General features: G+C 41.7%; 18 protein-coding genes. 11 read left to right on the top strand and 7 right to left on the bottom strand.

What is annotated here, in order from left to right:
• Window positions 1–13: 13 nt before the first annotated feature.
• Window positions 14–361 carry an aspartate 1-decarboxylase gene (gene panD / locus AC04NP_RS25475; protein ID WP_482862860.1) on the bottom strand — a complete coding sequence of 116 codons (348 nt, stop codon included), beginning with the start codon at window positions 359–361 and terminating at the stop codon, window positions 14–16.
• A 49-nt stretch (window positions 362–410) separates the two neighbouring features.
• On the bottom strand, window positions 411–1259 hold the full coding sequence (gene panC, locus AC04NP_RS25470; RefSeq protein ID WP_482862859.1) for a pantoate--beta-alanine ligase: 849 nt from the start codon (window positions 1257–1259) through the stop codon (window positions 411–413).
• Window positions 1260–1389: 130 nt separating this feature from the next.
• Between panC and AC04NP_RS25465 the strand changes: the two genes are divergently transcribed.
• The 5 genes from AC04NP_RS25465 (at window position 1390) to AC04NP_RS25445 (ending at window position 6415) form a co-directional block, all read left to right on the top strand.
• Entirely contained in the window at window positions 1390–2202 is an 813-nt protein-coding gene (locus AC04NP_RS25465) for a glycogen/starch synthase (RefSeq protein WP_482862858.1), read from the top strand.
• Window positions 2195–3526 (top strand): DUF4270 family protein, encoded by a 1332-nt coding sequence (locus AC04NP_RS25460; protein WP_482862857.1) that lies wholly within the window; start codon window positions 2195–2197, stop codon window positions 3524–3526. Before AC04NP_RS25465 ends, AC04NP_RS25460 begins: the two co-directional genes overlap by 8 nt.
• Before the next feature lie 65 nt (window positions 3527–3591).
• A complete protein-coding gene (gene glmS / locus AC04NP_RS25455) occupies window positions 3592–5427 on the top strand; it encodes a glutamine--fructose-6-phosphate transaminase (isomerizing) (protein ID WP_482862856.1) in 1836 nt (611 codons plus the stop codon).
• Between the two features lie 123 nt (window positions 5428–5550).
• Complete coding sequence (locus AC04NP_RS25450; protein ID WP_482862855.1) at window positions 5551–5931, top strand: RidA family protein; 381 nt, start codon at window positions 5551–5553, stop codon at window positions 5929–5931.
• Between the two features lies 1 nt (window position 5932).
• Window positions 5933–6415, top strand: a complete 483-nt coding sequence (locus AC04NP_RS25445) for a hypothetical protein (protein ID WP_482862854.1) — start codon at window positions 5933–5935, stop codon at window positions 6413–6415.
• Between the two features lie 41 nt (window positions 6416–6456).
• Here the strand turns inward: AC04NP_RS25445 and AC04NP_RS25440 are convergent, their stop codons facing one another.
• The 3 genes from AC04NP_RS25440 to AC04NP_RS25430 all read right to left on the bottom strand — a co-directional run bounded on the left by AC04NP_RS25440 (window position 6457) and on the right by AC04NP_RS25430 (window position 8658).
• A complete protein-coding gene (locus tag AC04NP_RS25440; protein ID WP_482862853.1) occupies window positions 6457–7233 on the bottom strand; it encodes a DUF4097 family beta strand repeat-containing protein in 777 nt (258 codons plus the stop codon).
• A 64-nt stretch (window positions 7234–7297) separates the two neighbouring features.
• Window positions 7298–8110 (bottom strand): HEAT repeat domain-containing protein, encoded by an 813-nt coding sequence (locus AC04NP_RS25435; RefSeq protein WP_482862852.1) that lies wholly within the window; start codon window positions 8108–8110, stop codon window positions 7298–7300.
• 2 nt (window positions 8111–8112) lie between these two features.
• Window positions 8113–8658: an RNA polymerase sigma factor gene (locus tag AC04NP_RS25430; protein WP_482862851.1), complete on the bottom strand. Its 546-nt coding sequence runs from the start codon at window positions 8656–8658 to the stop codon at window positions 8113–8115.
• Between the two features lie 203 nt (window positions 8659–8861).
• Here AC04NP_RS25430 and AC04NP_RS25425 point away from each other — a divergent pair, with 203 nt between their 5' ends.
• The 4 genes from AC04NP_RS25425 to AC04NP_RS25410 all read left to right on the top strand — a co-directional run bounded on the left by AC04NP_RS25425 (window position 8862) and on the right by AC04NP_RS25410 (window position 13458).
• On the top strand, window positions 8862–10481 hold the full coding sequence (locus tag AC04NP_RS25425) for an amidohydrolase family protein (RefSeq protein WP_482862849.1): 1620 nt from the start codon (window positions 8862–8864) through the stop codon (window positions 10479–10481).
• A 43-nt stretch (window positions 10482–10524) separates the two neighbouring features.
• A complete protein-coding gene (locus AC04NP_RS25420) occupies window positions 10525–11811 on the top strand; it encodes an adenylate/guanylate cyclase domain-containing protein (RefSeq protein ID WP_482862848.1) in 1287 nt (428 codons plus the stop codon).
• A 140-nt stretch (window positions 11812–11951) separates the two neighbouring features.
• Window positions 11952–12548 carry a methyltransferase family protein gene (locus AC04NP_RS25415; protein ID WP_482862847.1) on the top strand — a complete coding sequence of 199 codons (597 nt, stop codon included), beginning with the start codon at window positions 11952–11954 and terminating at the stop codon, window positions 12546–12548.
• A gap of 61 nt (window positions 12549–12609) precedes the next feature.
• Complete coding sequence (locus tag AC04NP_RS25410; RefSeq protein WP_482862846.1) at window positions 12610–13458, top strand: DUF3108 domain-containing protein; 849 nt, start codon at window positions 12610–12612, stop codon at window positions 13456–13458.
• A 222-nt stretch (window positions 13459–13680) separates the two neighbouring features.
• Here the strand turns inward: AC04NP_RS25410 and AC04NP_RS25405 are convergent, their stop codons facing one another.
• Entirely contained in the window at window positions 13681–15084 is a 1404-nt protein-coding gene (locus tag AC04NP_RS25405; RefSeq protein WP_482862845.1) for a UDP-glucose dehydrogenase family protein, read from the bottom strand.
• Window positions 15085–15465: 381 nt separating this feature from the next.
• On the opposite strand from AC04NP_RS25405, the gene AC04NP_RS25400 reads away from it, so the two are divergent.
• Window positions 15466–16479 (top strand): potassium channel family protein, encoded by a 1014-nt coding sequence (locus tag AC04NP_RS25400; protein ID WP_482862844.1) that lies wholly within the window; start codon window positions 15466–15468, stop codon window positions 16477–16479.
• A gap of 47 nt (window positions 16480–16526) precedes the next feature.
• Here AC04NP_RS25400 and AC04NP_RS25395 read toward each other — a convergent pair whose 3' ends face one another.
• Window positions 16527–17750 (bottom strand): nucleoside permease, encoded by a 1224-nt coding sequence (locus tag AC04NP_RS25395; RefSeq protein WP_482862842.1) that lies wholly within the window; start codon window positions 17748–17750, stop codon window positions 16527–16529.
• Window positions 17751–18064: 314 nt separating this feature from the next.
• Here AC04NP_RS25395 and AC04NP_RS25390 point away from each other — a divergent pair, with 314 nt between their 5' ends.
• Complete coding sequence (locus tag AC04NP_RS25390; protein WP_482862841.1) at window positions 18065–19084, top strand: VWA domain-containing protein; 1020 nt, start codon at window positions 18065–18067, stop codon at window positions 19082–19084.
• Window positions 19085–19232 lie beyond the last annotated feature (148 nt).

Raw genomic sequence — 19232 nt, 5'->3', positions numbered from 1 at the left:
AAGAGTTTTGGCATTAATTGAGACGATTATTTTGATCAGGAAAAATCACCGTTGGCTTAAAGCTTTTTGCCTCCTCAAAGTCCATGATCGCGTAAGATATAATAATGACAACATCTCCAACCTGGGCTTTTCGCGCGGCAGGACCGTTTAGACAAATCATGCCGCTGCCACGTTCACCTTTGATCACATAGGTCTCCAACCTTTCACCGTTGTTGATATTGACGATTTGTACCTTCTCCCCTTCAATAATGTTGGCGGCCTCCATTAAATCTTCGTCAATGGTGATGCTTCCTACATAGTGCAGTTCAGCCTGCGTGATCTTTACCCGGTGAATTTTTGATTTAAATATTTCTATTTGCATTATTCCCTCCTTTGGCTTGCTCCCGGTCATAACTCCCTCAAAGGTAACTTTATTTCTTGAATATTACGTTATCTATTAACCTAACCGAACCTATATAGGCAGCAATACATAAAGCAACCTCTTTGCCATCTTCCATATAATCTACTGTTTTCAGGGTGCACGTGTTCACAATTTCGAAATATTCAGGACAAATACCCTGCCATTGCGAAAGAAAATTAGAAACTTCGCGTTTGACGGACGAAATGTCATGATTTTCTGCCAGCAACTGCTGTCCCAGTTGCAGAGCTTTGTAAAGGTTAGCCGCCAAAGCCTTTTGTGCTTCACTGAGCCGTTGATTTCTTGAGGAAACAGCCAGGCCACTTTCCTCCCTGATGATAGGCGCACAGATCAGTTCCAGGTCAATGTTCATGTCCTTGACCATCTTTTCCACGATCACAAATTGCTGCAGATCTTTCTGCCCAAAATAGGCTTTGTGAGGTTTCACAAGGTTAAACAGTTTGGCTACTACCAGGGCCACCCCACTGAAATGTCCTTCCCTGAAAGCCCCTTCCATTGATTTTTCCATTTCCCCGAACCCAAATTCTACAACCGGTGGATAAGGATACATCTCTTGTACCGAAGGATTAAACAAGATGTGACATCCAAGCTTTTCCAGAAAATGAATATCCTTTTCAAGAGTCCTTGGATAGGTATCCAGATCACGGGTATTATTGAACTGAATTGGGTTGACAAACAGGCTGCAAACAGTGACATCTGTCTCATTCATGGACCGGTTGATCAGGCTTGCATGGCCTTTATGAAGTGCTCCCATTGTCGGAACCAAACCAATTTTCTGGGAGTTGCTACGGTGGTGATTTAAGGCATCTTTAAGAGGGTTAATCTTGTGAAAAACCTTCATAATTACAAGACATGTGGTTAAAAAAGCACGCTAATTTACGTTTTTAGGAGTAATATATCTTGAAAACTGCAATAATTTTTGTAATTTTGTGCACCCATTTTTGTTTATGAAATCAAATCCAATATAAAGTATGTCAAAATTGAGAATCCTATATGTCGCTAGCGAAATCAACCCATTTTTACAGACTTCAGAAGTGGCAGATTTCGTTAGAAAGCTTCCTCAGGCTATGCAGGAAAGAGGTATGGAAATCAGAATTTTAGTACCACGATTCGGTTTAATCAATGAGCGAAAAAACAGGTTGCATGAGGTAGTAAGACTTTCAGGTATCAATATAGCAGTCGGCGAGGAAGAGAAACCATTGGTGATTAAAGTGGCTTCTATCCCCAATGCTAAGTTGCAAGTGTATTTTATTGACAATGAAGACTACTTTCACCGCAAATCTGTCTTCTTTGACAAAGAGGATAATTTCCATCCTGACAATGACGAAAGGGCGATTTTCTTCTGTAAAGGGGTATTGGAAACAGTTAAAAAGCTAGGTTGGGCTCCGGATATCGTGCATTGTAATGACTGGATGACGAGTCTGATTCCCATGTATCTGAAAACCACCTTTAAGAATGATCCTGTTTTTAAAGATGCCAAAACGGTGTTTACGGTTTACAATAATGCTTTCAAACACAAATTTGAGGGTAACATCATTGAAAAGGTTAAAATGATTGACATAGAAGACAGTATGCTTTCTAACCTAAAGTCTGCCGATTACGCCGGATTCATCAAGATAGGTGCCGAATATGCCGATGCAGTGATTAAATCGGATGAGGAGCATAATGAGACGTTGGACCAGTTGTTTGCTGAGTTTCAGAGTAATAAAAAGATTGATACCATAGAAAAGAACGAAGATTTCCTGGATTCCTACTTCAATCTATATAATGAGCTTGTTGGTTAAAAGATTAGGGCCGGTGTGTTTGCTGGCCTTTTTATTATCTTGTGAGGACCCGAATGAGATAGGATTAAATCTTAATCCTGATTTACAAAATGTGAATGTTTTTTTCACAGAAATACCATTGGATGCCAGCAACGTTCAATTGGATTCCATAAATACAACGGTTACGGGAAGGTTATTGATGGGGAGAGTCAATGATGCTACCTTTGGCGTAAGTACTGCTACCGCTTACACACAGGCCAGGCCAAGTGCTTTTAGCCCCAGAATTCCCGAGGGAGCCGAATTTGATTCTCTGGTGATACGGCTTTCCGGAACTTACCTGTATGGTGATGGTCAGGGACAAACGCAAAAAATAGCCATTCACCAATTGTCTGAGGGTATTGTAGACACCGTCAGATATTACTCCTTCGATACTAGGGCTTTTAACAGTGAAAGCATCGGAGAACTGGAATATACCATCACCGGGGACAGGCCCGATACGCTTAAAATAACAGCCCGCATGAATGATGACTTTGGAGCTGCTTTGTTCGATGCGGCAGTTAATGATTCGATCGCTTTCCGGAATTCCTCTAATTTCGATGATTACTTTAAAGGCCTTGCTTTTGTCCCTGATCCCGGAAATTCGATGGCTTTTGCCGCAAGTGTGGAAGATGAAGGGACTTTAATGACGATGTACTTTTCTGCCCCGGATGATACCCTTGTAAGCGGAATTAACTTCTTTTTTAATGCGTTTAGTTCAGGTGCTTTTAATGGTACCTCCTATTTTTCAAATATTACCACAGATGTATCCGGTACACCGGTAGCTACTATAACAGAAAGATTTAAAGAATTTGATCCTGTCGACAACAAGGTTTTTTCACAGGCCGGTAATGCCCTATATCCAAAAATAAAGCTCGATGCCTTCAGGGAATTTGTAGAGGGTAACAATTTCAAAGTCAACCGTGCCGATATTGTGATCGAAGATATTGAAGCCTTTGACGAAGGGTTTGAACCGCCTGAATCGCTGTTCTTTTTTATCACCAATGAAACCAATAATTTTATTACCGTCAGGAGTGGCAACACTGTTGGCCTGCGTGCGGTTCAGATAGAGTCCGCAAGACTTCCATTTGGTGTTGGCCAGGAATTGGTGGTGCCTTTTGACGATGATGCGGAAAGACCGTTTGAAGGAAACGTGTCGGTATACATTCAACTGGCAGTGGTAGAAGGAGTTCTCCAGGATCCCGAAGATATTTTGCTCGTCCCCTTCCGGTTTTCATCAACCCTCAACCGTTTTTCTTTTGATACCTCAAACATCAAATTGCGATTATTTTATAGCACATTTGAATAGTAACTAACCCTTTTATCATTATATTTACCAATTAATTCTGGCTTTTATACAAAAAAATAGTTTTTATGTGTGGAATTGTTGCTTACGTAGGTAAAAAACAGGCACATCCGATCATTATAAAAGGTCTGAAAAGACTGGAATACCGGGGCTATGACAGCGCCGGCTTAGCGCTTTTAAATGGTGACCTGCAAGTGTACAAGAAAAAAGGAAAAGTTTCTGACCTAGAGGCTCACATCGAGGAATTTGACCTTACGAGCACCATTGGCATCGGCCATACCCGGTGGGCAACCCACGGAGAACCAAATGATCAAAATGCCCACCCGCACTTTAGTGGGTCGAGAAGTTTGGCAATCATTCACAATGGCATTATAGAAAACTATAGTTCGCTGAAAAAAGAGCTTGAAAATAAGGGGCACCGGTTTGATAGCGAAACAGACTCTGAGGTGCTTATTCATTTCATTGAGGATATCAGGGAAAACAACAACTGTTCACTGGAGGAAGCGGTGAGGCTGGCATTGACCAAAGTGGTTGGTGCTTATGCTATTGTTATTATGTCTAAAGATGAACCGGATATGCTGATAGCAGCCAGAAAAGGCAGCCCTCTTGTCATTGGACTTGGTAAAGATGAGTTTTTTCTGGCCTCAGATGCTACCCCCATTGTCGAATATACCAATGAGGTAGTTTATGTCAATGATTATGAAATTGCCATTATCAAGGACAACAACTTAAAGATCAAAAACACGCAGGATGTTCCTACCACTCCCTATATCCAGACCCTGGATATGGAACTGGAGGCCATTGAAAAAGGGGGGTATGAACATTTTATGCTCAAAGAAATATTTGAGCAGCCCAAATCCATTGCCGATTGTATGCGTGGCAGGCTTAAGTCTTCTACCGGACACCTTGTACTGGGAGGTATCAGGGAGTATGCCAACAAACTGGAAGGTGCGGAAAGGATTATTATGGTAGCCTGCGGCACTTCCTGGCATGCAGCATTAGTGGCTGAATATATTTTTGAAGAATTGTGCAGAATTCCGGTGGAAGTTGAATATGCCTCTGAATTCAGGTACAGGAACCCCATCATTAATGAGGGGGATGTGGTGGTGGCTATATCCCAATCCGGTGAAACAGCCGATACCCTTGCTGCCATGGAACTGGCAAAATCCAAAGGGGCCATCATCTTTGGGGTTTGTAATGTGGTAGGGTCCTCGATTGCCAGGGTTTCACACGAAGGTGCCTACACTCATGCCGGACCGGAGATCGGTGTGGCTAGTACCAAGGCATTTACGGCACAGTTGACCGTTCTTACCATGATTGCCCTGCGCGTAGCCCATAGAAAGGGAAGCATCACCGAAAGAAAATACCATGAATTACTGGTTGAGCTTGAGCAGATTCCTGCAAAAGTGGAAGAAAGCCTGAAGCTGCATGAGGAAATAATCAGGATTTCGGAAATCTTCAAAGACGCCAGGAATTTTCTCTACCTGGGTCGTGGGTATAATTTCCCGGTTGCTTTGGAAGGGGCATTAAAACTCAAGGAGATCTCCTACATCCATGCCGAAGGCTATCCGGCGGCCGAAATGAAGCACGGCCCGATTGCGCTTATCGACGAAGAAATGCCTGTGGTTTTTATCGCCACCAGGGACAGCTCCTACGACAAGATTGTTTCCAACATTCAGGAGGTAAAGGCCAGAAAAGGAAGGGTAGTAGCGATTGTTACCGAAGGTGATGCCCTCATTCCAAAAATGGCGGAGTTTGTGATTGAAGTGCCCGCTACCCATGAAGCCTTGATGCCCATGGTTGCCGTGGTACCGCTTCAGTTGTTGTCTTATCACATTGCCGTCATGAGAGGCTGCAATGTGGACCAGCCAAGAAATCTGGCGAAGTCGGTAACAGTGGAGTAAAATCCCATAAGTTGACAAGACCCTGGAAATTCCGGCGTTTATTTTTGCCGGTTTATTCGCGTCGTTTTGACATAATTTTTTAATTTGGCCAAAAATTGAATCATGTAGCTTAACTTTTCGAAAATGGCTAAATCTGTAGTTTATACCAAAAATGCACCTGAACCCATAGGACCTTACAGCCAGGCAATAAAAACAAAAAGAAGTCTTTATGTTTCGGGACAAATTCCTATTGACCCTGCGGTGGGTGAACTGATAAAAGGCAACATCAAAGACCAGACCAGGCAGGTGATGAAAAATATTTCAGCCATATTGTATGCTGCCGAGTTAAGTTTGAATGATGTAGTGAAGTGCACCATATTTGTCAAGGACATGAATGACTTTGCAGATGTTAACCATGTTTATGGTAAATACTTCCAGGAAAATCCGCCAGCCCGTGAAACGGTTGAGGTAAGCAGGTTGCCGAAAGACGTCAATGTAGAGATATCATGCATTGCCGAATTTTGATATGGAATATTTACCTTTCCGGTCTGAGACTTTGGTACTGCCCTATGATGCCTCTGAATTACAGGCAAGGCTGACAAAAGTAATCAGACCGGTAAGGAATAAATACCAGCAAAAAACCGGAGAAGATGTCGATTCCTCCGATCACCTGTTCAACGGGGTATTTGAAAATGATGAATTTACCATTTCAAGAATTATCAAACAGCCCGAAAACTTTCTCCCCTTGATTACGGGCAAAATAGAGGCTACTTCCGTTGGCTGCATCCTGTTCCTGAAATACCGCATGTTTTTCAGCACCAACCTGTTTTTGGGCTTCTGGTCAGTGGTGACGTTTTTGATGACCCTTTTATTTGTGATCGGTTATAACAATTATCTTTATGCGACTGTATGCTTCGGTTTTGGGGTCGTTAATTATTCCATCGCCGTGGCTAATTTTAATATTCAAATGAGGCAAAGCAAAAAATTGCTGAATAAAGTCTTAAACTAAAGGCTGTTCTGTAAAATCTGTATCACCTGCTGAATCCTGATCTATTTTTTGCTTCTTAAATAAATATTATTGTGATCTGAAGAAAGGTTAATGTCTACGCCCCCTCCATTGAGGCTGCCATTTACCTCACTGGAACTGATCCTGCTTAAATTGGAAGTTGTATCGTAATCAATGTTCATATCTGTGTATATTTCCCCGTGGTTAGTTCTCAATCTTAATTTTGCTTTGGTGTCGGAAGGCAAGGCGAGATCGATGTGGCCGTGGGCTGATACGATAGAAATAGCACTTTCCTGACTAACCTGCGAAAATACACCATCCACATCACCATGGACGGTGTTAATAGTCATAGGCCCTGAAACGTCTTCCAGATAAATTGAATTGAATTTCACGGTAATATCCAATTCACTTTGTACATTTTTGATCTTCAGATCATCACCGTGATGAGAGGAGTGTTCATAAAATACGGACACACTTTTAGGTATAAAAATGGTGTAACGGGTATCCGAATGCCTGGATATGGGCCGGAGTTCTACCTCATCGCCGCTTTTCGCAGCCGACAGGCCGATACCAGTATTGTCCTCCAAGCCCAGGCTGTTGATAACTTTCAGGCCTTTGGCTCTCTCGGAGTCACCGCTTCTCCGCTCTCTTCTCGAGATCAGCACAAAGTTTTCATCATGACCTTCGATGTTTACCTCATTGACCTCGTGGATTTTAACCTTGCCCGAACCCAGATCGACTTTGTATTCCTGACCCAATGCCGCGCCGGCATATATCAGGAAGAGTAATATTATGATGGCTAATGTACCAGACTTTTTCATTGTTTTAACTTTTAATTTTGATCCTATTATTTTGAGTTTTTGACCTGTAATTTTTTGTTTTCTGTTATGATAATTTATATACCCCCAATTGGGCCTCATCTTTGACCGATTTAATCGTTTGTTTATCCTCAATGATCTTTTGCATATGATCTATGGCCCTGTTTTCTTTCAGGTTAACAAGGATGTTAATAAGGGTTAGTTGAATTACCGGTTCTTTTTGCCGGGCCAGGGCATTCACAAAAGCATCTTTTACCCTTTCTTCCGAAGAAAACTGATAAAGTGCTTCAATGGCAGCTAGTCGCACATTGATGTTATTATCGTTTTTCATGGTATTGATCAGCACTGTGATAATTTCATCATCAGCTTCTTTAAGTTTAAAACTGGCATTGACACCGGCAATTCTTTGCGAGGGAGAAGATTGGCCTTCCAGGGAGTTTATGACCATCGCCTTGGTAGCATCCAGCTCTTTTTTTAGCGATGAAATCTGCCCATCCTGGCCTGACTTAATAACAAACATGCCGATAAGGGTACCTATTAGTACCAGCACTACCGATGCTGCTATGCCCAGCGGCCCCGAGAGTTTTAAACCATAAACTTTTACTTTTTCTTTCCGGATATTTTTTTCCGGATCCTCCAACGTATTTTCCATCTCAATAATTTCATCCTCCAGCATGCTCAAAAATCCTGTTTCCAGACGCTTATCGGGTGGCTGGACGATCCTTCTTTCCATAAGCCCCATCAATTCCCGGAGTTGATGATATTCCCTGGCCACTTCCGGGTTATCTTTAATTTTCTGTTCCCATACAGCCTTTTCCGCCTCATCCAGTTTCCCATCGATGTAGTCGATCAGTTTTGTATTTAAATCTGATGTATCCATGACTAATTATTTTTAAAATAAACCTCTTTTAATTGGTTAATAGCTCTGTGAACTTTTACCTTCACCGCGCCAACCGAGCAATTCAGTATGTGACCGATTTCTTCATACTTGAGCCCTTCAAAACGGCTCATCACCAAAATTTCCCTTTTATCTTCGGGTAACTGGGCCATAGCTTCATAGAGCGCCTGTTTTTTTTCTTTCTGTTCCAAAGACTCCAGGGCCGTATTGGTTTCGACATGCATAGAAGCCACATCCTGAAAATCAGAAAACAATACCTTGTTTTTTTTCACATAATCAGCAAAATTATTTCTGGCCAATTGGTAGATCCAGCTTTTAAATTTGTATTCCGGATTGTATGTTTTCCTGTATTTAATAATTCTGTAAAAAACATTTTGTACCAGGTCTTTACTAACATCCTCATTATAAGTCAGGTGAAGAAAGAAATTATAGAGTTTTACATGATAGCGATCAAACAAAGGCTTCATCAATGCCAGTTGATTGTTTTTAACCTTAATCATTATTTCTTCGTCCGAATAAAGATCAACCATAAAGTTGGTTTCAGTAAAATTTAGATAGGTTACCTCAATTTACTCAAATGGTTACAGGGGGAGTGAAAATATTTTATTTATTTACTGTCTCAAATAAAAATGCAGTTCTATATAATCACGGCCATTTTAATTGCCAGGGTTTGACCCGGGATTTTTTATTTCCTCTGTGGTTAGTATATTGCTCTAAAAAACCCAACCTTGCCATGACTGACGCTACAAAGCACGTTTTATTTTTTTTGATGTCTCTGGTTTTCCTGATGAATGAGGCTGCTGCCCAGATTTTAAAATCTCCGGCACGGGCCGAAGGGGAAGGCCCCTGGCCTCAGTTGATTATCCGGGGGCCTGTCTTAATCAATGGCAATGGGGCGCCCCCAATCGGGCCTGTAGATATAGTCATTGAAAATAACATCATTAAGTCTATAAAAAATGTAGGTTATCCGGGTGTCGCCATCGATCCTGAAAGGAGGCCTAAATTAAAGCCGGGAGGAAAAGAGATCATAGCTGAGGGTATGTACGTATTGCCGGGTTTTATAGATATGCATGGCCATATCGGGGGCACCAGCGCCGATCAATCTGCCGAGTATGTATTTAAACTATGGATGGCCCACGGTATAACCACCATTCGTGACCCCTCGTGTGGAAATGGATTGGATTGGGTACTGGAACATAAAATGAAGAGTCGGAAGAATAAAATAACAGCACCCAGGATTTTTGCTTATACTGCTTTTGGTCAGGGCAGTGGTGGTATAAGTTCACCTGAACAAGCCAGGCAGTGGGTGAGGGATAATGCCGGTAAAGGGGCGGATGGTATCAAGTTTTTCGGTGCCAGCCCGGATATTATGCGTGCTGCACTGGATGAGAATAAAAAACTAGGCCTGCGTTCGGCATGTCACCATGCACAAATGAATGTAGCCTGGTGGAATGTCCTGCATTCGGCCAGGGCAGGGCTCACTACCATGGAACACTGGTATGGTTTGCCCGAAGCTTTGTTTACAGACCGTACAGTGCAGGATTACGCGCTAAATTACAACTATCAAAACGAACAAAACCGGTTTGAAGAAGCTGGTAAGCTATGGAAGCAGGCTGCTGCCCCTTATTCGGATCACTGGAACAAGGTGATGGATGAGCTTCTTTCACTGGATTTTACCATAGATCCGACTTTCAACATTTACGAAGCCAGCAGGGATCTGCACAGGGCCAGGAGGGCCGAATGGCATGAGGACTACACACTTCCAGGGCTCTGGAAATTCTACATGCCAAGTAAAATTTCACATGGATCGTATTGGCATTACTGGGGTACTGAGCAGGAAGTGGCCTGGAAGGAAAACTATAGACGCTGGATGACGTTTGTAAATGAATATAAAAACAGGGGAGGAAGGGTAACAGCAGGATCAGATTCCGGGTTTATTTATCAACTTTACGGTTTTGCCTATATTCGTGAACTGGAGCTGTTGAGGGAAGCCGGGTTTCACCCCCTGGAAGTAATCCGTGCGGCCACACTAAAGGGTGCCGAGGCACTGGGACAAAGCGATAAAATCGGATCGATTGAAGTAGGAAAAATGGCCGACCTGATAATTATTGAGGAAAACCCTTTAGAAAACCTGAAAGTATTGTATGGTACGGGTGCCATCAAGCTAACCGAAGACAATGAAGTAGTAAGAGTAGGTGGTGTAAAATATACAGTGAAAGATGGTATCATTTATAACGCAAAGCAATTGCTCCGGGATGTTAAAGAAATGGTACAGGCTGAAAAAGAAAGAACAAATTTTAAAATTGTCCAACCCGGCATGGACAAAATTGAGAAAAAAGACTCCGGCATGTAACGTTGTTTACAGCCTAACATTTGTATCGAAAATTTATTGAATCGTGGGTACCTCGAAAGAAGCATTTGAACAGGATCTGCATAAGGAAATAGCGCAGAGCGAATATCGAAGAACCTACCTGTCTATAGGAGTGATATTGGTAAGCCTCGTCCTGGCTGTCCTGAATTATATTTTTTTTGGAAATCAGGAGAGGCAATTCTTCGGTACAATCAATGTATACCTGGTCATTATTATTTGGATCGTTGTCTTTATGGTATACGAGCTGGCCGTTCTTGCCAGGATAAAAAAATATCTGAGGCATAACGAGCCTGTTCCCAGGATTTTTAAGGTCATCAATGTGATGGATGAAATCTCCTTTCTGAGTGCCTTGCTGTTTATATTGATTTATTATACCAGGCAAGAAGCCTTTCTGGAATCGCCTATTTATGTCATGTATTTTGTTTTTCTGATTCTGTCAGCCCTTCACCTGGATTTCCGGCTAAGCGTATTAATGGGTGTAGTGGCTGCCGTGGAATATGTTTTGATTGCACACTACACCTACTATTACATCGAATATGATATCCAGGCCGGTATCCGGTTACCTCTGAATGTTTATTATATCAAAGGCCTGTTATTCATCATTGCAGGGTGCTGTGCGGGTTATGTGGCAGAAGAAATCAATATACGCATTCGCCATGCTTTTGATCACCTCATGGCGAAAAACCGGATTGAGAAGTTATTTGGTCAGCAGGTATCCAAAGAGGTGGTGAATGCATTGATTAATCAACCTGAAAAATCAAAAAAAGTAGAGGCATCGATCATGTTTCTGGATATCAGGGATTTTACTTCCATGGTGGAATCGAAAACTCCTCAGGAGATCATCGAGTATCAAAACAAGGTTTTTGAGCCCATTATTGACATTATCAATGAACATGAGGGGATTGTCAATCAAATTCTCGGTGATGGAATAATGGCCTCTTTTGGTACGCCAATTGAAAGACAGGATCATGCCAGAAAGGCCTTTCAGTGTGGATTGAGAATATTAAACAAGGTAGAATCACTGTCAATGCAAAGAAATATCCCATTTACCAGAGTTGGTATCGGTATACATACGGGGCAGGTGGTTACCGGTAACATTGGTAATAACGAACGAAAGCAATTCTCTATCAGCGGCTCCGCAGTGATCATCGCCGCCCGCCTTGAACAACTTAACAAAAAGCTGGCCTCCCAATTCGTGATCTCCAAAGAGGTACTGACCAATCTTAACGGCGATGATACCAGCATTATGGCTGTCGGCAGTCACGAGTTAAAAGGCATCGGCGGCAAAGTCGAGGTGTACAAGGTGCGTTGATACATTTTCCCTAAATCCCTCAAAACCTTTGTGCCCCTTTGAAGCAACAGTATCTCCCATTGGTAAAAATTGCTGAATCCCTTCGTCTAATTGATGACATTGGTATAAATTTGTGATGCGATTATCGGTAGACAGACATCATGAATAAATACCATATCATACTTATACTGGCCTGGGCCATTTACTTCTTTTTTCACAGCTATCTTGCTGGCGAAACGGCAAAAAACTATTTCCGGCAGCAATTTAAATCAGGTTATAAATACTACCGGCTGCTCTACAACCTGCTGGCCTCGGGGGGGCTCTTTTTCATCCTGGTTTTGAACGGGGCTATTTCCTCTCCCTTTCTGCTGAAAGTAAATCAGTTTACCAGTGTTACCGGTTTGATCCTGGCTACCTGGGGTTTTCTGATCATAAGGGTGGCTTTTAAGACTTATGATTTAAAACAATTCCTGGGCACCAAATTTACCACCGAAGATCAGCATGCCGGCATTTCCAAATTAATCACTTCAGGCATACGTGCCCATATACGCCATCCTATCTATGCCGGCACTATATTGATTGTGGCAGGTTTTTGGGTTTTCAGACCAAGTCTGACGCATTTAATTTCAGTTTTTTGCATATTTATTTACCTGTACATAGGTATCATGCTGGAGGAGAAAAGACTGATCAGGGAATTTGGGGATGAATACATCGAATATAGAAAAAATGTGCCTATGTTGATTCCGAAGATTAAGTGAAAATTAAGTTTTGATTTGACAAATTAAGATTTTAATTGATGTTAAACGCCGGATTTTAGTTGTGAAAGCCAATCATGTGCATATAGATATAGGTATTTTAAACCATAGCAGGGTATTATTATTCTTTTTCATTCTTATCGGTTCCCGGCTGGTGCAAGGCCAATGCAGCCATGAAAATCGTGCCTACCAGGTTGGAGAAACCATTGGCTACAAAGTAGCTTACAACTGGGGTTTTATATGGGTGAATGCCGGTCAGGTGGTTTTTAAAGTGAGAAGCAAGAAAGTGGATGGGAAAAATGCTTTTCACTTCTTTGCCTATGGCACGTCTTTGAAAAAATGGGATTGGATTTACAGGGTAAGGGACACCTATGAGTCATTCATTGATATCGATGCCCTCAAACCCTTAAGGTTCAGGCGAAATACACTGGAAGGGAAGTACAGCGTAAATAATGCCTACGAGTTTGATTATGAGCAGGGTAAAATATATACTGCCACTGAAAACTCTCATAAGCCTTTTTCGAGGGATACGATACAACTGCCACCTTGTACCTTTGATGTGTTGTCTATGATCTATGAGGCGAGAAATATCGATTACAGTCAATACCGTGAAAACGACAAAATTCCGATCTCATTGATTATCGATGGGAAAGTATATAACCTTTACATCAGATACCTGGGTAAAGAAACCCTGAAAACGAGGGAAAAGGAAACCTACAAATGCTTTAAATTTAAACCTTTACTGGTGGAGGGCTCCTTGTTTTTGGCCGGGGAAAATATGACTGTATGGGTGACAGATGATCAAAACAGGATCCCGGTATTAATAGAGGCAAAAATACTGGTCGGGTCGGTTAAAGCATACCTGTCTGAAACGTATGGAATCAAAAATCTAATCGAATCCAGGATTAATTAATACTTCTCATTTTCAATGACTTAAGTGAATTATGTCCATTATTACAAAATTATTTACAATTATTTACTTTAAATCGTTGTAACATTAAGCTGATTAATTTATATTTGTATAAATTTCTTTCCATAGCTGGTTGAAAGAGACCGTTCGAGATTAGTCCCCCTAATCCGAGCGGTTTTCCTTTTTTAGAGGGGTTCTGTTTTTTTTGAAGGTTAAACCGGGGCTTTAATCCATGTATTCGTGTTTGAGAAAGTCAATTAATCTGGTTTTATTCACCGGATTAGCGACTGTATCTTTACCAACACTTTTGTAGTTGAAGCCTTTGCTTTTCAGGCTTTTGATCAGATAGTTGTTCAAAATATTCTTTCCGTCAAAAATGTGCTTACCCCGCATGCTATCTAATTTGTTCACATCCGGATTTCTGAATTTCTCATGTTCATTACCGATGATCAGGCCATCGATGTTCCCATTGACCATCTCATACTGCTCATGATAGATGCTATACTTGCCTTTATAGGATGGGTTTTCATTTTCAAAGTTTTCCAAGGCACCTCTTACAGTATCATAAATATGCACATAGGCGCCCTGGTCCATTAATTCCCTGGCTACCTGTACGGGTTTTGATTCCCTTAAATCATCGGTGCGGGCTTTGAAGCCTATACCCCAGATAATAAAGTTTTTTCCTGCCAGGTCACCACCAAATGCTTCACTGATCTTTTTGCTGAAATAGTCAGTGGTTTTATTGTTGACCAAGATAGTAGATTCGATAATTTCCAGGGGACTTTTAAAGAGTTGCCCGTACTCTGCAATGGCGCTGGTGTCTTTAGGAAAACAACTTCCGCCGTATCCCATGCTGGCATTCAAAAATTTTCTGCCTACCCTGGTATCTTTGCCTACGCCCTCCTGAACCTCCCTGATGTTGGCGCCGACAGCATCACAAAGAATAGCGAGCGAATTCATGAATGAAATTTTGGTTGCGAGTAAGGCATTGGCCGCATACTTGGTTACCTCAGCGCTAAGGGTAGTCATAGGAGCCAAAGTGGATCGGCCATGGAGGAAAAGAAAAAACTCGGTAACCTTTTCTATTGCATCCTTATCGTCACATCCGTACACAATTCTATCCGGGGTTCTTAAATCTTCTACAGCCGTACCTTCTGCCAGAAATTCGGGGCATGAACCTACCGCAATTTTGACGTCACTTTTCAGGTTATTGTTAATGATCTCCTGCACGAGGTAGGCTGTCCCCGGAGGAACAGTACTTTTATTTAAGACGACGCAGTCATTTTTAATGTTTTTTGCAATTTGCTCGGCCGCTGAGCAAACATACTTGAGGTTGGCCCTTCCTTTTTCATTGGGAGGTGTTCCTACAGCAATAAAAATTATCTCCGGGTTTTCAAGGGCCTGCTTAATGTCCGTTGTTGCTGTTATGTTTTCGTGGTTTTCCTGCAATAGCTCAATCAACCCCTTTTCATGTATATGTAATGAGTCAGCGTTATTATCGATTACTTTGTTGATGTTTTCAACTTTATTCGTATCAGGGTCATAAATGGTAACCTGGTGATTCCTTGCAAAATGAGCACCTGTCGGCACGCCTACGTAGCCAGCTCCGAAAATCGTTACATTTGCCATAAAATATCAAAACTATTTTTAGGTATAAGACAATTAATTCACAATTATATACAAAATTTCAAGACTGCGAAGTTATTGATTTAAAACTTTTTATGCTAAAATCCCGGAAGATTTAGCCCCCGGAAGTAAGATAATTGACCTAAATGACCGGCTTGCTGCATGACAGGACTTTGTGATTATCGTTTAACAGCCAAAAACGGGTTGAAACCACGCTACGATTTATCTCGGTATGGCAGGTAATAAAACACCGAACTTTAATCTTTAACCCATTTCCGGAAATTCTGATAGATGTTGGGTTTTACTGATTAAATTTGAAAATTGTTTTCTTTGATATTAAATAATTTTTCATATTGAAATGTTTTCATAGGTACGTCAAATCCAATGAACAAAAATGTAGTAAAGTTATTTAGAGCGCTTTTAATGTTGGTCTTGAGTTTGTCTATTGGCGTATTTGGTTATATGGCGCTTGAAAGGTATTCATTTGTAGATGCGGTTTACATGTCGGTGATTACCATTTCAACAGTAGGTTACGGGGCGGTTGATCCTTTGTCAGAAGAAGGTAAACTATTTACATCTGTCTATATCATTGTAAACCTGAGCATTTTTGCCTATGTTGTTTCTATATTTACAACTTATTTGGTAGAAGGGGAGTTGAAGATTATTTTACGAAACTTTATTCAGGGACGAGAAGTGCAACAATTAAGAAACCATACGATCGTCTGCGGTTACGGTCGTAACGGATCAAAGGCCTGTGAGGAATTAATGAAAGAAAAACGCGAATTTGTGTTGATTGAAAGCAACGAAGAGCTCTTGCAGCATTTCAAAAATACCGGCAACTTTCAAAGCCTTATCGGCGATGCCACTACCGACGAGGTATTAAAGGAAGCGGGGATCGAAAGGGCTTCGGCAATCATCACCACTTTACCGAGTGATGCCGATAATGTTTTTATCACACTCACCGCCAGGGAGCTCAACCCAAGTATCAAGATTATTGCCAGAGCCTCTGATCAGAGTTCCGAGAAAAAGCTGACCAGAGCAGGGGCTACGCATGTAGTAATGCCAGATACACTGGGAGGGTTACACATGGCACAGTTGATTGCCAAACCCTATGTCATTGAGTTCCTGGAATTGCTGAACGGGGTGGGCGGGAAGCAAGTCGTTTTGGATGAATTTTCATTTGAGGAACTAAAAGCCAGTTACCATCAAAAATCGTTATCTGATTTGGATATCCGTAAAAATACCGGCGTGACAGTGATTGGATTAAAAGAAAAAGACAAGGGATTTCTTTTTAACCCTCATCCCCGAACAGTGATCAACGATGGTGATGTCCTGATCATACTGGGAGCCCAGGAAAACATTGATATGTTTAAGAAGCAGTATGCCACAGCCACATAAAGCCATAAAGCCCTGTGAGGATCCGGATTGAGCTTCCCTGAAAAAGCCTATCCTGCCTCAGATAGCTGTGTATGCTGACTTACTGCTACCTTTTCCTCTTTTTCATTGAACAACAACCAGAACAACATGGATACTACTACTGCCATGATGGCCGGAAAATACCATATAGGTCCCCATTGACGAATCTCATCGACCGTATAGTAATCCACGACAAACCCCGAAACCCATGATCCTATCAACATGCCCATGCCGTAAGTGATTAAGGTGATAAAACCCTGGGCAGCCGCCTGAATGGCTTTTGGGGCTTTTTTGTCCACATAGATCTGACCGGTAACAAAAAAGAAATCGTAACAAATCCCATGTAACAGTATCCCGATGTAAAACATGAAAACCAGGCTTTCATTATTGCCCATAGCGAACAGCACATAACGTAATGCCCAGGACAGCATACCGATCAATAACATTCTTTTTACCCCAAGCCGGGCAAAAAAGAAGGGCATCAACACCATAAATCCAATTTCCGACCACTGACCGAGTGTCATCTTCCCCGCGGCATTTTCCATGCCGGCTTCATTCAAAAAGGGATTGGCAAAGGCGTAATAAAATGCAAGAGGAATAGAAATGAGCAGTGAGCTGATACTAAAAATCGCAAATGATTTCTCCTTCATTAATTTCAATGCTTCCAGTCCCAGGATATCAGACACGGTAACTTTTTCATCCCTGGATTTTGGAGGGGTTTTGGGAAGCGTAAACGCATATAATCCCATCAACACGGATATCAGCGATGCGATTCTTAACGGTAAGTTGGTTTCTTCCACTTTTAAAAATCCTACCATTAAACCAGCGGCTATCCAGCCAATGGTTCCAAGCACCCTTACATTTGGAAATTCAATACCCGGGTCTTTCATTTGGTTAAAACAAATAGCATTGACCAGGGCCAGGGTAGGCATGTAGCAGAGTGAATATAACAATAATACCCAAAAGAAATATTCGGAAGACACAATGGTAGAGACCCAATATATAACCGCACCACCGATCAGATGCATAGCCCCCAGCACCTTTTCGGCAGGAAAGTATTTGTCTGCAATCATCCCTATGAAAAAAGGGGAAATAATTGCGCCAATAGGAATAGCACTGTAGGCTTGTCCAACGTCCAGACCATTGAAACCAATATTGAATAGATAAGTGCCCATGGTAACATACCAGGTTCCCCAAATAAAAAACTGAAGAAACATCATCGTCGATAGCTGGATTCGGGTCGTTAGCCTCATAGTATTGATAGTTATATTTCAAATTATGTAAATCCGCACATTCAATTATGGTGAGAAATTACTCTTTTTTATGTTAATTATATAATCAAAAAGAAAAATAAAATCTTACAGATAAACCATTAGACAGCCCGATGGGCCGTAAATTCCGGGGTTTTATGGAGGAAATTTGATCCGGAAACCTGTTTATTTCCCTGGATTTCATTGGTTTTTGAGCCACCTCACAAATGGATTTTCCATCCCCGCCGGTAATAAGATCGGGAGGCTTTGCGTTGGAGTATAAAATGCAAAAAATGTGTGTATGTAAATAAAAGGTCATGAAACGAATCAAAAATTTAACCCAAAAACCAGCGCATGCTAATTTTCTTACTGCCGTTGTTGCGCTTTTGATGCTTCAGGCTTGTTCTGATGACGATCCGGTAAGCCCGCCATTTTTTAAGGAACCCGGCACGGGGGAATTTTTCCGGTTAAAAGATTTTGGAGAGGTGGACGTAATCCCTCAAAACCGACAGGTGAGGGTATTGGTCAGGGTTACCGATAGTGTCGGTTTTGGCATTACCAACCTGGAAAAAACTGATTTTGAGGTGCTGGAAAATAACATTGATAAGGTAAATGATGTCGAGGCCAACACCAAAATCGATCCGGATAGTATTCCGTTTACCATTAAGACGGTATTGTTACTGGATATGAGTCGTAGTGTTGAAGGGAAAACCGGAGAAATCAAAACCGCAGTGAAAGAATTGATACAGGCAAAGGTACCGGAACAGGAATTTGCCATTTATACATTTGATAGCCAGGTGGAGTTGATCCGGGATTTTACAACGAACACCTCCGAACTCCTGAGTGCAGTGAATGCTTTGGAAGAAACCGGACTGGATGCATCTACCAATCTTTACAGGGCTATTATGGAGGCCAGTCAGACATGGCAGGACAATATAAGCATTGAACAGATCGAAGAAGGTAGTATGATTATATTTACCGATGGAAAGCATAACGCCGATCCCGGATTGCAGGTTGGCGATGCAATCAATGCTATCGGGGAAAAATCAGTTTTTATAGCGGCCCTGGATGGCCCAAACCTCGATGAGGCCACATTGGTAGAAATCGCTGGCGATGAAAGCAGGTATCTTTTTGCCAGTGATGTTTCCGGACTGGCCAATGTGTTTCTCGATATTCAGGACAAAATACTGACACAATCCAAAAGTATCTATTATATCACTTACACCAGCCCCATTTCTGTTCCGGGCAACCAGAATCTTAAAATCTTTATCCGTGACAACCGCAATCCGGGAGCGGATTGTATGGTGGAAAAAACGTTTTCTACCAACGGATTTTAAGTCGGGGTACAGACCAGTTGTCATTGGGGTGATTTCCTGTTAATTCTATTTATCCGATAACATTAAGGTATTGCCTCCTGACAACTGGCCATCCAAAGGAGTCTGCCACTCATATAAAATTTCTTTGCTTTCCTTGAGGTTCCCATTA

Source organism: Agaribacillus sp. DX54, assembly GCF_056858335.1.
This window is presented reverse-complemented; position numbering and strand designations above follow the sequence as displayed.

Bases quoted from the DNA above. Each gene is read 5' to 3' on its own strand.
- panD (WP_482862860.1), bottom strand. From the start codon at position 361: ATGCAAATAGAAATATTTAAATCAAAAATTCACCGGGTAAAGATCACG.
- panC (WP_482862859.1), bottom strand. From the start codon at position 1,259: ATGAAGGTTTTTCACAAGATTAACCCTCTTAAAGATGCCTTAAATCAC.
- AC04NP_RS25465 (WP_482862858.1), top strand. From the start codon at position 1,390: ATGTCAAAATTGAGAATCCTATATGTCGCTAGCGAAATCAACCCATTT.
- glmS (WP_482862856.1), top strand. From the start codon at position 3,592: ATGTGTGGAATTGTTGCTTACGTAGGTAAAAAACAGGCACATCCGATC.
- AC04NP_RS25450 (WP_482862855.1), top strand. From the start codon at position 5,551: ATGGCTAAATCTGTAGTTTATACCAAAAATGCACCTGAACCCATAGGA.
- AC04NP_RS25445 (WP_482862854.1), top strand. From the start codon at position 5,933: ATGGAATATTTACCTTTCCGGTCTGAGACTTTGGTACTGCCCTATGAT.
- AC04NP_RS25440 (WP_482862853.1), bottom strand. From the start codon at position 7,233: ATGAAAAAGTCTGGTACATTAGCCATCATAATATTACTCTTCCTGATA.
- AC04NP_RS25435 (WP_482862852.1), bottom strand. From the start codon at position 8,110: ATGGATACATCAGATTTAAATACAAAACTGATCGACTACATCGATGGG.
- AC04NP_RS25430 (WP_482862851.1), bottom strand. From the start codon at position 8,658: ATGGTTGATCTTTATTCGGACGAAGAAATAATGATTAAGGTTAAAAAC.
- AC04NP_RS25425 (WP_482862849.1), top strand. From the start codon at position 8,862: ATGACTGACGCTACAAAGCACGTTTTATTTTTTTTGATGTCTCTGGTT.
- AC04NP_RS25415 (WP_482862847.1), top strand. From the start codon at position 11,952: ATGAATAAATACCATATCATACTTATACTGGCCTGGGCCATTTACTTC.
- AC04NP_RS25405 (WP_482862845.1), bottom strand. From the start codon at position 15,084: ATGGCAAATGTAACGATTTTCGGAGCTGGCTACGTAGGCGTGCCGACA.
- AC04NP_RS25400 (WP_482862844.1), top strand. From the start codon at position 15,466: ATGAACAAAAATGTAGTAAAGTTATTTAGAGCGCTTTTAATGTTGGTC.
- AC04NP_RS25395 (WP_482862842.1), bottom strand. From the start codon at position 17,750: ATGAGGCTAACGACCCGAATCCAGCTATCGACGATGATGTTTCTTCAG.
- AC04NP_RS25390 (WP_482862841.1), top strand. From the start codon at position 18,065: ATGAAACGAATCAAAAATTTAACCCAAAAACCAGCGCATGCTAATTTT.